The organism is Stieleria marina, from assembly GCA_007741555.1.
Taxonomy (GTDB): domain Bacteria; phylum Planctomycetota; class Planctomycetia; order Pirellulales; family Pirellulaceae; genus K23-9.
On the sequence record CP036526.1, the window covers coordinates 3,764,262 to 3,778,048 of the forward strand.

13 protein-coding genes are annotated in these 13,787 nt (G+C 53.6%); 7 read left to right on the forward strand and 6 right to left on the reverse strand.

Annotated elements, in window-relative coordinates:
* Positions 1–89 precede the first annotated feature (89 nt).
* From K239x_RS13410 to K239x_RS13435, 6 genes are all read left to right on the forward strand, one after another.
* Positions 90–1,529, forward strand: coding sequence for a sulfatase family protein (locus K239x_RS13410; RefSeq protein WP_145418560.1), 1,440 nt, complete (start codon positions 90–92; stop codon positions 1,527–1,529).
* Between the two features lie 140 nt (positions 1,530–1,669).
* Positions 1,670–3,280 carry a sigma-54-dependent Fis family transcriptional regulator gene (locus K239x_RS13415; RefSeq protein WP_145418561.1) on the forward strand — a complete coding sequence of 537 codons (1,611 nt, stop codon included), beginning with the start codon at positions 1,670–1,672 and terminating at the stop codon, positions 3,278–3,280.
* Between the two features lie 266 nt (positions 3,281–3,546).
* Entirely contained in the window at positions 3,547–4,122 is a 576-nt protein-coding gene (locus K239x_RS13420) for a carboxymuconolactone decarboxylase family protein (RefSeq protein ID WP_145418562.1), read from the forward strand.
* 114 nt (positions 4,123–4,236) lie between these two features.
* Positions 4,237–5,265 carry an alpha/beta fold hydrolase gene (locus tag K239x_RS13425; protein WP_145418563.1) on the forward strand — a complete coding sequence of 343 codons (1,029 nt, stop codon included), beginning with the start codon at positions 4,237–4,239 and terminating at the stop codon, positions 5,263–5,265.
* A 275-nt stretch (positions 5,266–5,540) separates the two neighbouring features.
* Positions 5,541–6,137 carry a sigma-70 family RNA polymerase sigma factor gene (locus K239x_RS13430; RefSeq protein WP_145418564.1) on the forward strand — a complete coding sequence of 199 codons (597 nt, stop codon included), beginning with the start codon at positions 5,541–5,543 and terminating at the stop codon, positions 6,135–6,137.
* Positions 6,127–8,268, forward strand: coding sequence for a serine/threonine-protein kinase (locus K239x_RS13435; RefSeq protein ID WP_145418565.1), 2,142 nt, complete (start codon positions 6,127–6,129; stop codon positions 8,266–8,268). The genes K239x_RS13430 and K239x_RS13435 overlap by 11 nt, the downstream gene beginning before the upstream one ends.
* A 114-nt stretch (positions 8,269–8,382) precedes the next feature.
* Here the strand turns inward: K239x_RS13435 and K239x_RS13440 are convergent, their stop codons facing one another.
* Positions 8,383–8,925 (reverse strand): FKBP-type peptidyl-prolyl cis-trans isomerase, encoded by a 543-nt coding sequence (locus K239x_RS13440; protein ID WP_145418566.1) that lies wholly within the window; start codon positions 8,923–8,925, stop codon positions 8,383–8,385.
* 306 nt (positions 8,926–9,231) lie between these two features.
* On the opposite strand from K239x_RS13440, the gene K239x_RS13445 reads away from it, so the two are divergent.
* Positions 9,232–9,534: an MTH1187 family thiamine-binding protein gene (locus K239x_RS13445; RefSeq protein ID WP_145418567.1), complete on the forward strand. Its 303-nt coding sequence runs from the start codon at positions 9,232–9,234 to the stop codon at positions 9,532–9,534.
* A gap of 106 nt (positions 9,535–9,640) precedes the next feature.
* Here the strand turns inward: K239x_RS13445 and K239x_RS13450 are convergent, their stop codons facing one another.
* The 5 genes from K239x_RS13450 to K239x_RS13470 form a co-directional block, all read right to left on the reverse strand.
* A complete protein-coding gene (locus K239x_RS13450) occupies positions 9,641–10,381 on the reverse strand; it encodes an SDR family oxidoreductase (protein ID WP_145418568.1) in 741 nt (246 codons plus the stop codon).
* Between the two features lie 308 nt (positions 10,382–10,689).
* On the reverse strand, positions 10,690–10,890 hold the full coding sequence (locus K239x_RS29050; protein ID WP_473163585.1) for a hypothetical protein: 201 nt from the start codon (positions 10,888–10,890) through the stop codon (positions 10,690–10,692).
* A 132-nt stretch (positions 10,891–11,022) separates the two neighbouring features.
* Positions 11,023–12,057 (reverse strand): NADP-dependent oxidoreductase, encoded by a 1,035-nt coding sequence (locus tag K239x_RS13460; RefSeq protein ID WP_145418569.1) that lies wholly within the window; start codon positions 12,055–12,057, stop codon positions 11,023–11,025.
* Between the two features lie 61 nt (positions 12,058–12,118).
* Positions 12,119–12,919 (reverse strand): haloacid dehalogenase type II, encoded by an 801-nt coding sequence (locus tag K239x_RS13465; RefSeq protein ID WP_145418570.1) that lies wholly within the window; start codon positions 12,917–12,919, stop codon positions 12,119–12,121.
* A 90-nt stretch (positions 12,920–13,009) separates the two neighbouring features.
* Positions 13,010–13,759, reverse strand: a complete 750-nt coding sequence (locus tag K239x_RS13470) for an SDR family oxidoreductase (RefSeq protein ID WP_145418571.1) — start codon at positions 13,757–13,759, stop codon at positions 13,010–13,012.
* Between the last annotated feature and the right edge of the window lie 28 nt (positions 13,760–13,787).

A 13,787-nucleotide genomic window follows, 5' to 3' on the forward strand; every position in this document is an offset into this window, starting at 1 on the left:
CAGGACCAAAATAGCTGTTCGGCCCGATCGTCGCGGAACCGTAGTCTGTCGTTGAACGAATATTTATTAATTAGGAAAGAATAGACGCGATGAAGTATCCCCTGACGCTGTTAGCTCTTTTACTTTTTGCAAGCGATGTGGCGGCCGAACGATCGGTGAACTCGCCACCAAACATCGTCGTCATCTTTGCCGACGACCTTGGCTACGGCGATGTAAGTTGCTACGGAGCGACAAAAATCTCAACTCCCAACATCGATCGACTCGCAAGGGAAGGAATGAGATTCACGGATGCTCATTCGGCGGCTTCGCTGTGTTCGCCCTCACGCTACGGTTTGCTAACGGGGCGGTCTCCTTGGCGATTGCACAAGAAGGGCAACGGATTCCGCCTTCGGCCTGGCCAAATGACAATGGCGGCGTTTCTAAAGGAATGTGGCTATCGATCCGCGGCCGTTGGAAAATGGCATCTGGGCTACAGCAAGGACTGGAACACCTTACCTATCACAGGACCGCTGGAAGTCGGATTTGATTACCACTTTGGCGTTCCGCAAAATCACAACGATTCGACCAGAGCCTTCATCGAGAATCACGACTTGGTGGGCCGCGAACCAGGCAAAAAGTATCGCATCGTCAAAGGCCGTGACTTTCCCGAGGGGCTGGCACGACCGCGCATCGAGGATCAAGTCGACAGCACTTTGACGGACAAAGCTGTGGGATTCATTCGTCGCAATGTGGAGCAACCTTTTTTTCTGTACTTCACGCCCTGTGCTCCGCACACCCATGTCACACCGACTTCCGCTCTGCGTGGTTCCAGCAAGGCAGGTCTGTACGGCGATCATGTGCAGGAACTTGATTCGCACGTCGGAACCATTCTCAGTACGATCGATGAACTCGGATTGTCGGACGACACGCTCGTGATATTTACAAGCGACAATGGTTCGACGCCTAAGGATTTCAGGGGCACGCAAGGAGTTCGGTTGAATTTGGCCGACGATTCTGGTGACATTCGCAAGAAGTTTAAGACCGCCAAAGCAGACGCGATGAAACTTGGGCATGTGACCAACGGTCCCTGGCGTGATGGCAAAGGCTATGCATACGAGGGAGGTCACCGCGTGCCCTTCATTGCTCGATGGCCAAATCGAATCGCGGCCGAGACATCATCCGATTGCACGACAAGTCTGACTGATCTGTTTGCGACTGCCGCCGAAGTCGTCCATCACGAACTGCCGAAAGATGTCGCCGAAGATTCGTTCAGTTTGCTGCCTGTGTTGCTGGGCAAGAAAGAGCGGATTGCCGGACGTGAAACGGTGTTCATTCTGGGGAACGGAAAAGACAGTGCTGTTGCGGTCTGCAATCGAAAATGGAAACTGATCCTTCGCTACGGCGCTGACCAAGAGCAAGGGCATGAGCTCTACGATCTTTCCAATGACCCTGGCGAGTTGACTGACTTGGCCGATAGGCATCCCGAAGTGGTAACGAGGTTGGCCGCCGATTTTGAGAAAGCCGAAGCAGCTGGCCGCACCCGCCCTTAGCGATTTGGTCATACGTTGATCGGGATGCAAACAGTGACTTGGCAATGATCGTCAGCCAAGGTGACCAAGAAGCTGCGGGAGGACGTCAATTTTTCTCCGCATGTCGTTCGCGTGCGACGAGATATCGCTACGATGAGCGAATGATCGAAAATCAAATTCCGCTGATCGCTGATCCACGCAAACTGTTGCTGGAGATGGCACGCTGTCGGCAGCTTTCCGAGGTGCTGTCGCTAATCGTGGCGACGATGGCAGATTCGCCCGCCGTCGCGCTGGCAAGGATTTGGCTGATCAAGCCGGGCGAAGGCTGCGGGACCTGTCCGCGACAGTCGGAGTGCCCCGATCGAACCAACTGCCTGCATTTGGTCGCTAGTGCAGGAACGTCTTTGGCCGATCCCGGTGACGATCTGTCCCGTTTGGACGGGAATTTTCGGCGGTTTCCAATCGGGGTTCGCAAAGTCGGACGCATCGCTGCGACAGGGCAGGCAATGGAGGTTCCTAGTATCGAAGGCGAACCGGATTGGCTGGTCCGCCCCGAGTGGGCCAAGGCCGAGGGGATCCGCAGCTTCGCCGGTCAGCCGCTCGTTCACCAAGGCCAGGTGCTTGGCGTTCTGTCGATTTTTGCACGCACAACGATGGGTGACGACTGCACTCAGTGGCTGCGTATGATCGCTGATCACGCAGCGGGCGCATTGGCAAACGCGACGGCATGGGAGCAAATCGAAACACTTAAACGTCGTCTGGAATTGGAGAACGATTACCTGCAGGACGAAGTGCGCCAACAGAAAGCGTTTGGTGACATCATTGGAGACAGTTCCGCGATTCGAAAAGTGGGCGAACAGATCGACTTAGTGGCTCCCACCAACTCCACGATTTTGGTGACCGGCGAAAGCGGCACCGGCAAAGAGCTTGTCGCTCGTGAAGTGCATCGACGTTCGAATCGCAGTGACAAACCCTTGATCAAAGTTAACTGTGCCGCGATCCCACGAGAGCTTTACGACAGCGAGTTCTTTGGGCACAGCAAAGGCAGTTTTACGGGAGCGGTCCAAGATCGCATCGGGCGATTTGAGCTAGCCGACGGTGGCACTTTATTCCTGGATGAAATTGGCGAGATACCACTTGATCTTCAAAGCAAGTTGCTAAGAGTTTTGCAAGAAGGTGAACTTGTTCGTGTGGGTGAACAAGCGACACGCAAGGTAGACGTGCGGATCATCGCGGCGACCAATCGTGATCTGAAAGCAGAAAGCGATGCGGGGCGATTCCGCGCCGATCTTTATTACCGACTGAGCGTTTTCCCCATCGAATTGCCGCCGCTCTCCAAACGCAGAGACGACATTCCGCTATTAGCAAAACACCTGCTTTCTCATTTGGCGCGACGACTGGGAAAACCCCTGCCGAAATTGACATTGGCAAACGTCAAAGAACTGCAAGCCCACGATTGGCCCGGCAACATCCGCGAACTACAACACGTTCTGGAGAGAGCCTTCATTCTTGCTCGATCGAATCGTTTGCATTTTGAGTTGCCGTCTGCATCGACTGCAAACGCACCAGAGGTCCAAGTTCCACTCGGTTCGGACAACGCCGAAATTCTGACAGCTGCGGAACTGAAAGCTCTGGAAGCACAGAACATTCGCCGTGCGCTTAACCAGTCAGGTGGCAAAGTCTACGGAGCCGGCGGCGCAGCGGAATTGATGCAGATGAAGCCGACCACTCTGGCTTCTCGAATGAAGAGTCTTGGCATCTCGATGAAGTGATTGCCAAGCGCGCAATGGCTGTCCAGTCGAGTCAAATCTCTTTCAGGATAACCGAACACGAAAACTCGGGGTTGCAGCACGGGTTCTCGTGCAGCACGAAATGTCGTGACGCGCGGATTCTTCGATCGATTCGCGTAAGGCCTTTAACAGAAAGTAGTTAGGGGATTGCTGGGAGCTTTGGCACGGTTGGTGCATAGAGCTGCTCCGATCAACAAGATTGCTTGTTGAGAGAAACTTTCACCAACCCAAGTTACTGGAGCCTGATTATGTCACGCATCGAAACCGTCGATCCTTCTACCGCCACTGGCCGCGCCAAAGAACTTCTGGATGGCATTAAAGTCAAGTTGGGAGTGACACCCAACATGATGCGAGCGATGGCAAATTCCCCGTCCGTTTTGGGGGCGTATTTGCAGTTCAGTGGTGCACTGGCTGATGGCGATTTGAGCACCAAGACCCGAGAGCGGATTTCGCTAACGGTCGCTCAAGAGAACTTATGTGATTACTGCCTTGGAGCTCACTCCGCGATCGGCAAATCGGTCGGACTGAGTGCGGATCAGATTCGCGACGCTCGACATGCTGCAGCGGACGATCCCAAGTCCGACGCAATTTTGAAGTTCGCTTCTAAGGTGGTCACGAAACGCGGTCGCGTTTCTGACGCCGATCTCTCTGTGCTAAAAGCTGCCGGCGTAAGCGATGGGGAGATTGCCGAAATTGTTGCCAACACTGCGCTGAACTTGTTCACCAACTATTTCAATCATGTTTCAGAAGTGGAAGTTGATTTTCCTGCTGCTGAATCTCTTGAACCCGTCGCTGACTCCGCATGCTCATCATGCCAAGCGTGATCGTCAAGTTTCGCCAGTCACGCTCTGACTGACAGGCGTTCGTTTCGAATGCCGATTCTGAAACCCTTCTTTCCAACAGTTCTCAGCTGACCCATCCCAACCCAAAGAACGAAAATGAAAACTCTAACCACCTTCGCCGCGACAATCGTAGTCGCGGCCATAGTACCGACCGCGGCGTTTGCAAATGGTCTGACGCAGAATCCCAGCAAGACGCATGTGCCGGTCTATCACCGCACAATCGAAATCGAAGGCCTGGACATTTTTTACCGCGAAGCGGGGGCAAAAAATGCTCCCACCATTCTGTTGCTGCATGGCTTTCCGACGTCGTCGCATATGTTCCGCGACCTGATCCCCTTGCTGGCCGACAAATTTCACGTTGTCGCTCCCGACTACCCTGGCTATGGAAACAGTTCGATGCCATCGGTGGATGAGTACGATTACACGTTCGACAATCTTGCTGGTGTGGTTGAGAAGTTTACCGAGAAAGTGGGGCTCAAGAAGTACAGCCTGTACTTGATGGACTACGGTGCTCCGATTGGTTTCCGGCTAGCCACAAAACACCCTGAGCGTATCGAATCGTTGATTATCCAAAATGGAAACGCTTACGACGAAGGGATCGACAACGATTTTTGGGAACCGATCAAGGAGTACTGGAAAGATCGCAAAGCGGTCAACAAGGGATTGGACAATCCGTTTTGGATCAATGTCAAAAAGGCGCACAACAACGATAACCTTGCCGTCGAAAGCGCTCTCGCATTTTTAGTCACCCTGGATGCAACGAAATGGCAATACACCAACGGTGTCCGCGACGTCAAAACGATCAGCCCCGACGCGTGGGACCACGTTCAGAGTCGATTGGACCGTGCTGGCAACGGATCGATTCAGCTGCAAATGCTGTACGACTACGGAAGCAATCCTCCGTTGTATCCCGATTGGCAAGCTTACTTTCGCAAACACCAACCGCGGACGCTGATCGTGTGGGGAAAAAATGATCAGATATTCCCTGCCGACGGAGCATATCCCTACCGACGCGACCTGGAGCATACCGAGCTGCATTTGTTGGACACCGGCCATTTTGCTCTCGAAGAGGACGGTGCCCAGATTGCGGATCACATTCGTCGCTTCCTAAGCGTAACGAATTAGATCCTCTCGCAACCCGGCGACTTGTTTGCGCCGACGACGACAGCGTGGGGCGGGTTAGGACGTCCTTCATCAAGCAGAGCCTCGATCGTGCGACGCGCATCCGGGGCCTGCTAGGGAATTGTGACAGCGATGGAAGCAGCCTACCGCGTTGGGGGGGAGTGGTTTTCGCTGCAAGCAGCTCGCGGATCGAACTCGTGAATGCCTTTCTTGATGGCAGATTCGCTGATAAAATCGATCGACGCCAATCTGCAACATTCAAGGTAAATCCTGCGAACATGGCTGACGTAAATCCTGCTAATTGGGTCGATGATTACGGCGACTACCTTTTTCGGTACGCCAAGTCGCGGCTGCGCGACCCTGGGGCTGCTGAAGAGGTGGTGCAAGAGACCTTCTTAGCTGGTGTCCGATATTCGCGGCAGTACTCGGGAAGCGGTTCGGAGCGGGGTTGGTTGATGGGTATCTTGAAACGCAAGATAGTCGATCACATCCGAGCGCGAGCCAAACACAACCAGGAACTCGTTTACGAAGACGAGCATGATCCTTCGGAACAGCTGTTCGATGCTGCAGGCAACTGGAAGCCCGGCGCTATCAACTGGTCGCCTCCGCCCGATCAGGAAATCGAAATGCAGGAACTGCAGTTCGTCGTTCAGGGGTGCTTAGAAACGCTGCCAGAGAATCAGGCGGCAGTTTTTGTTCTCAGTGCAATGGAAGAAATGGACACCGACGAGGTTTGCCGCGAACTGGACATCACACCGTCGAACATGTGGGTGCGAATTCATCGCGCTCGTGTTGGGCTGGCAAAGTGCGTCAGTGCCAAATGGCAGGTTGACCAGAACATCGGCACCAACGAGGTCAAGCAACATGCCAAATGACAAAGCGATCAGTCACCTGATCTCGCAATCGATGCGACGCAAATTGGACGATGAAGAATCCGCAAGAGTGGACAGTCATCTCCGCGAGAGTGAAGAGGCCCGGAAATTTGCCGAACTGTCTGCGCTGATTCAGACGTCAGTGTCCGGAACGTCTCTGGTCGAATCAAGTGGCGATCAAAACGGGCTTTCTCAGGAAGCGAAGGCAAGACTGAAGGAGTCGATTCGCGGAGCGGTTCAGCAGAAAGCGAGTCTTTCTCAAGCGGATTCGGCCGGTAGCATTTCTGCTAGCGACTCCGGTAGCGGACGTCTGCATGATCCTCAGCTCGCTGAAACGTCTCCGGTGCAAAAAGAGGTTGGGCAGTCCTTGTACCAGGGCCATGAAAATCGGCAAGCCGCGGCCAGTTTTCGACTTGTTCGCCCAATCGCCGAAGGCGGGCTCGGAAAGGTTTGGTTGGCCCAAGACGAGAAACTTGGCCGGGCCGTTGCGATCAAGCAGCTAAAGTCTCAGTCGCTCGAGTCTCCGCAAGCATGGCAGCGGTTTCATCGGGAAGCTGAGATCACCGGCCATCTTGAGCACCCCAATGTTGTGCCGCTGTATTTCTATGGCGTGGACCGACAATCGGGCGAGCCGTTTTACGCAATGCGTTTCGTCGGCAAGCGTACGTTGTCCGATGCAATCGAAGAACACCATGATCGGGTGGAAGCGGACGAGGAATGCTGCGTCAGTGTCCATCGGCTGTTGTCGATTTTTCAAGACATCTGCCAGGCGATTGCGTATGCCCATTCACGAGGTGTCGTTCATCGCGACTTAAAGCCAGACAATGTCGTGCTGGATAATTTTGGACAAGTGATTGTGATTGACTGGGGCTTGGCCAAAGTCCTGGAGGACGGGGAACTGGCGACGAAGCTGACCTCCGATGCTTTGCTCAGTGAATCCGACTTGCTGCAAACGATGCAGGGGGAGGCGATCGGCACACCGTTGTATATGTCTCCAGAACAGGCGGCTGGCGAACTCAACAAGATCGATCATCGCACGGATGTGTACGGTTTAGGTGCGATTCTGTTTTCGATTTTGACCGGCAAGGCTCCGCATGAAAAAAGCGTTGTCGGAACGCCGCCCGACTACAGTTCCGATTTGAATTCTGTCTTGAAGATTATCGCCGCGTCGGATCCGCCGACCGCCAGCGACTATGGAAAGTCGGTACCACGAAAGCTGGAAAACATCTGCGTCAAGGCAATGGCTCGCAAGCAACACATGCGTTTTGATTCGGCGGTGGATTTGGCATCTGCAGTCGAGAGCTGGATGGCAGGCCAAAGCGGCAAACAAGCAGCGTACGATGCGCTACGTATGGAAGGTCGCGAGTTGCGAGCCGACATGCAGGCGACTGTCCGCGACATGGCACGCAATATTCGTTTTGCTGCCGGGATGCCTTCGATTGAGGGATTGATGAAAGCAGAGTCTGACGAAGACAAACAAGTTTGGCGAAAACGATTGGCGACGGTGTTCCAGGGCTTACTCAAAGCGACCCCCTACTTTCGCAGCTTTGTTTACATCGCAGTCGGTGACGGTCAGTTCACCGAACAGGTTCGCGCTGAACGGCATAGCAGCGATATGTCCACGATTCGCGTGGTTCCGCGCAGCCACCTTCGATCGGGCCAGATTAGCGAATTTGTTCAACGTGTCGCCGATGAAATGCCGGAAGAGGTGTATACGTCTGTCGTCATCGATCCTTACGGCGATTCGCAAGAGGGATGCGCGACAGATCTGCGTTTGGTTTCGGGAGTACCTGTCTACGATTCCGAAACAGAAGACGTCTCTGGCTGCGTGATGATCGAATGCGAAATCAACCAGTTGCTGCGCGATCAGCTTAGTCGGGGCAGCAGTGCGGCCGAAGTGGTCGTGGCTTGCAATGCGACCAACCGCGTCTTACTCCAGTCGCGATCGGGCCAGATCATTGACACCGGCCAAATCGAGACGGTAGAGCAAATCGCCGACCACTTTTTGACAGCCGTCGAAACTTTGCAAACAGAAGCCGATTTTATTGACGGCCAAGATTCTGCGATTTTTGGTGCTACGCTTTGGTTCGTCCCAAACGAACGCGGCATTAGTTATTTGCTAAGACGCAAATAGTCCTGGGGCAGTGCGGGGCGATCGGACGCCCGCTAAACCGCTTCTCGTATCTGTTACCTTGTACCGAATACATTGCCGCCGAATGGCCGAATGCCTGCGGAATGTCTACCGAGCTTATTTGACACTCACGAGTTCGACGATGAAGTGAAGGGTCGAGTGAGGCGGAATGGAGCCTGGCGAGCCTCTTTCGCCGTAGCCCAGACGGGAGGGCACCCACAATTCGATCATCCCGCCTTCGCCAACCAACTGCATGCCTTCCGTCCAACCGGCGATGACATTTCGCAGCGGAAAGGTAGTCGGTTCACCTCGTTCGTACGAGCTGTCAAAAACGGTCCCACTGTTGAGCCATCCGCGATAGTGAACGCTAACCGTGCTGTCAGCCGTTGGCTTTTTGCGATCGGACTTTCGCAGAACCCGATACCTCAATCCTGACGCAGTCTTCAAGAATTCTGGTGCAATCGCCGCATCCATCGGCCCCGTTCCGTCTTGAAATTCCGGCTTGTCGACAAACGAAAGGGTGGTTGGTTCCGCGGGCATGGTATCTGGAATCGCTGGATCCGAAGCAATCGGTGCACTAGTCGGGGCCGTGGAGCGACACCCCACCGCAAGCGACAGCAGGCACAAAAGACACCATGGCGACCATTTCTTCATTTCCACTTCAACGCTCCCGTCTCGTAACCATTCAAAACGTTCGTCGGAAGTGAACCATGCCTTCCTACATTCGGCTGGGAGACTAGCGAAAATCGAAAAATCAGGAAAGTCCGTTATTCACATGTCGATGCGGTTGCAGATACCGCTGGTGGAAAGCAGCCACACCGGCCAGCACCAATCGGCCAGCACCAATCGGCCAGCACCGATTGGTCTGGTAACAATGTCGGTTAGGGCCACTGCCGCTCATGCCGCGACCGCTTAAACTCGGTCGTTCAACAATGGACCGAGCTTAGATACAGAGGATTCTTAGAGATGAACGTCATTGTCGATTTGTGCGTTGTCCCGATGGGCGTGGGAGTTTCGGTGGGCAAGTACGTCGCGGAGTGCCAGAACGTGTTGCGGGAAGCTGGATTGGAACACCAGCTTCATGCCTACGGCACCAATATTGAGGGCGACTGGGACGAAGTGTTCGCTGCCATCAAACTTTGCCACGAACGAGTTCACGCGATGGGGGCTCCGCGGATCACTACCAGCATCAAAGTCGGGACTCGTACCGACCGTCCACAATCCATGCAAGACAAAATCAACAGCGTGGCTGATCAGAAGAATTCGTAGATGTAGGAGCCTGGCCTGGTGAAACGGATGTCGACCGAGTCAACGTGCGAAGCGACGCGCATTTGGCAGCACCTAGTTGACGCTGGAAATCCATTTGCAGGGTATTTTAAAATTCTTGAACCGTTGGCCGAACGACGATTTCGTTGACGTCCACCTCTGCTGGCTGCGAAATGGCGTAGGCAATCGCGTTTGAGATCGCTGATGGTGCGATCGCCATTTTGTAACGTTCGTCGATGGCTTGAGAACTCGCTTCATCCGAACTCCCCAGTTTCAGTTCGGTGTCGATCAACCCGGGCAGGATCGTCGTGGTGCGAATGGTTCCGCCAATTTCCTGCCGCAGACCTTCACTGAGCGCACTGACGGCAAACTTGGTCGCACTGTAGACGGCACCTCCAGGTGCCACCTTCAGGCCCGCGACCGAACTGATGTTGATAAAGTGCCCGGAGCCCTGACTCTGAAACACCGGCAAGGCCGAAGCGATGCCGTACAACACTCCTTTGACATTAATGTCGATCATGCGATCCCACTCGTTAACCTTCAGTGCGCTCATCGGGGCGATCGCCATCAGCCCTGCGTTGTTGATCATCACGTCGATGCGGCCAAAGACTTCCACGGCCTTGTCGACCAGCGCTTTGACTTGGTCCGCTTGGGTCACGTCGGTCGCGAGTGCGTCTGCTTTACCACCGCTTTTGCGAATATCGGCCACGATGGATTCAAGCTTGTCCACACGCCGAGCACCCAGGACTACTGCGGCGCCTTGGGATGCTAGATGTCGCGCGGCGTCTTCCCCTAAACCACTGCTGGCACCTGTGATGACAACGACTTTTTCTGCGATGTTCGTGCTCATGTTTGGCTTCCTAATTGTGCTGTGATTGCTGAGCTAGAGTTTGCCTGGACGCTGTTTCAGTTTTCTTTTGAATCGTTTCGTTCGGAATCGATCGCATCGTCGCAAGACTGATTGGACGTCTTGCGAAAATGGAGGCTCCACCCAAAGTGCCGCCATCTGAGATTGACCAATTAGTTCTGCGGGCGAACGCATGCAGGCGTGATGCAGTTGCACCACGGCAAGCTATTTTCGCGTTTGATTCCTTGGGCCAGTCTGGTCAGCCCTTCGAGGTGTTGGTCACCATAGATTCCCAACTGCCCTGGAAACCCTTAGCCGATGGTCTGGACGCGAGCGGCGCAGGTCATCGTTAGTCCGAATCCACCCTTCGCCCGCATGGTCAACCAGTGATATTCGTCGTCGGGCAACGTGCCGTCTTGATGACTTTGCGAATTCGTCAGAGGAGCCAGCATGAAGCGGTTCTTCATGTTAATGCTGCTGCTAAACACCAGTGTTTCAAGTAAGTCGTTCATCTAGGAATTCCTATTTCCGTTTTGCATCCCTCCGCTAGAGGAATATGTTGTTTTTCTAGTTTGCAATGAGTCGCGTGAACAGATCGCGACTGCGCTTGATCACGACTGAGTGTTGCGTGCTCATTTTTCTAGTTAGCTATTGGCAACGCGGATGACGAGCTTACCGGAATTTTCGCCTTCCAATAGTCCGATGAATGCGCCTGGCGCGTTTTCCAGACTGTCTACAATGTCTTCATGGACTTTGATTTGTCCTTCTTTGACCCACTGTGACATCTCCGTCGCAAACTCGCCGAAACGATGTTGGTAGTCGTCAAAGATGATGAAGCCTTGCATCTTGATTCGTTTGATAAGTATTGTCTTCATCAGCAATGACAGACGATCAGGGCCTGGCGGCAACTCGGTATCGTTGTAATGGGCGATCAGTCCGCACAGAGGGATTCGTGCTTTGGTATTAAGTAGCGGAAGCACACCGTCAAACACTTTGCCGCCCACGTTTTCGTAATAGACGTCGATCCCTGCTGAACATGCTGCGGACAGTTGATCAGCGAAGTCGTCGGCGCGGTGATCGATGCATACATCAAAGCCAAGCTCATCGACAGCGATGCGACATTTGGTTTCACCGCCTGCGACTCCGACGACGCGGCATCCTTTAAGCTTTGCGATCTGCCCAACGACCGAACCGACTGCTCCGGTAGCGCCAGCCACGACAACGGTCTCGCCAGATTTTGTCTGGCCGATGTCCAGCAGTCCCATGTACGCAGTGAAACCTGGCATTCCCAGCACGCCCAGAGCCAACGAGGGACGTTCCATTTCGGAATCTAGCTGCACCAGTCCTGTGCCATCGGAGACCGCGTAGTCCTGCCATCCACTGAAGCTGAGAACTAAGTCGCCGACGGAGTACTTCGCGTGGTTCGATTGCTCCACGCGACAAACTGTTCCACCAACCATGACGTCATCGATTGCAACCGGTTCAGCATACGATGGCCCATCGCTCATTCGACCTCGCATGTAGGGATCAAGCGAAAGATACAAAGTACGCAGCAGTACCTCACCATCACCCGGTTCAGGAATATTCGTTTCCTGCAATCGAAAGTCATCGGGTTTCGGCGCACCATGCGGACGTGAGTTCAATAAGATTTGTCGATTGCTTTGTTTCGTTTGGGCCATGTCTCTATTTCCTTGTTTGAATCAGTTTTATAATTGGATTCTGTGTCAACGGATGCGAGGCTTACTTTGCGTTGACACCTTTGATAATTGTCACGAGGTCTAGCAAATCGTGCGCTACATAGTCGGGTTTGGAAGCGTTGGGATACAGCGTCTTTCCAGGGCGTGCGATGAACGCCGTTTGTAGTCCGACGTTTTTAGCACCCGCCAAATCCCACGCATGGGCGGCAACCATCAGCGCGTCGCCAGCGTTGACGTTCAGATCATCCAGAACCACACGGTAAGTGTCAGGATGAGGCTTGAACTTCTTAACACTGTCGACGCTATACCGTTTTTCAAACAAGCCGGTCAGTCCTGCGTTCCTAAATTGCGTTTCGACTCCCACGTCGGATGAATTAGTCAAACTGACGATTCGGAAACCGTCTGCTTTCAATTTTTTCAGCGCATCGACAACATCCGGATGGGGAGGCAACGATCGAAGAGGCGTCACGATCGCAGCTTTTGCTTCGTCGTAGTCGAGTTTGATGCCTTGCGTTTCGGCGACCATCATCAGCGCCGCAGTACCGATCTCACCAAAGCTGTGGTACTGATCGCTTAGTGTTTCCACCAGCGAGTAATGCAACATCGTCGAAAACCACAGCGGCAACAGGTCTTCTCGCCCTTGAAGAGCTTTGCCAACCGATGTCTTTAGCGGAGCAAGATCGAGCAACGTTTCGTTGACATCAAAAATGATCACTTGCGGTCGTGGAAGTGATGGATGTTGCATCGGTTTGTCCATGATTTGCACTTCTTGCGAATTGACGGCAGTGATGGAGCCTAGCAGAAGAGCGAAAACGATTATTAATGTCGAAGTTGACTTGTTCATCAGTACTGCTTTGAGAGATTTGCTCGTGCATGCCAACCGCCAGCATTCCAGGAACGGTGGAAATAAGTTGCCCCATTCACTACGTCACGACTACGCAGGGGATACTTCCATGTCGGATTCGACGACGTTCTCGGCAAAACTTTGATAGGCGGCTCCCACTTGTTCGGCCATCGGATCAGGCCAGACGTGGAAGAGTCCTTCGGCGATTGCGTCGAAGATCGCGGTTGCGACCAGCGATGGCGAAGCAGCCATGTCGCCGAAACCCGCTTCTTGTCCCATGTCGGTTTGAATGGGGCCTGGGTGAACACTGACAACATGAGTGCCTTGTTCCTTCAATGAATCCCGCAGTCCCTGTGTGATGGCGTAGCTGGCTGCCTTTGAAGCGCAGTACGTGGCCATGTTTGCGAACGTTTTCACCGACGCAACACTGTTCAGTTGAGCAAACGCACCGCCACCGTTGGCCTTCAACACTGGTGCGAATGCTTGTGCGATTCGCATCAATCCATACACGTTCACGTTCATTTCAAACTGCAGTGCTTCGATCGATCCATCATCTAAGGCGGACTTCTTCTTCAACACGCCAGCATTGTTGATAACAACATGAACGTCCGCAGCGGTTTCCGCCGCAGCCGCAATCGAAGCAGGGTCGTCCAGATCAATGCGAACCGGGACGACTCGATCACCGTGTTCTGCAACGAGCGTTCTAGCCGAATCAACATTTCGCACAGCGGAGTAGACCTTTGCTGCCCCACGCTTTAGTGCCTCTTCTAGAATTACTTTGCCGATGCCACGATTTGCACCGGTCACCAATACGGTCTTGTCTTTCACATCAAATGTCATCTGCTAATCCTTGAAATGGATGTGCTTG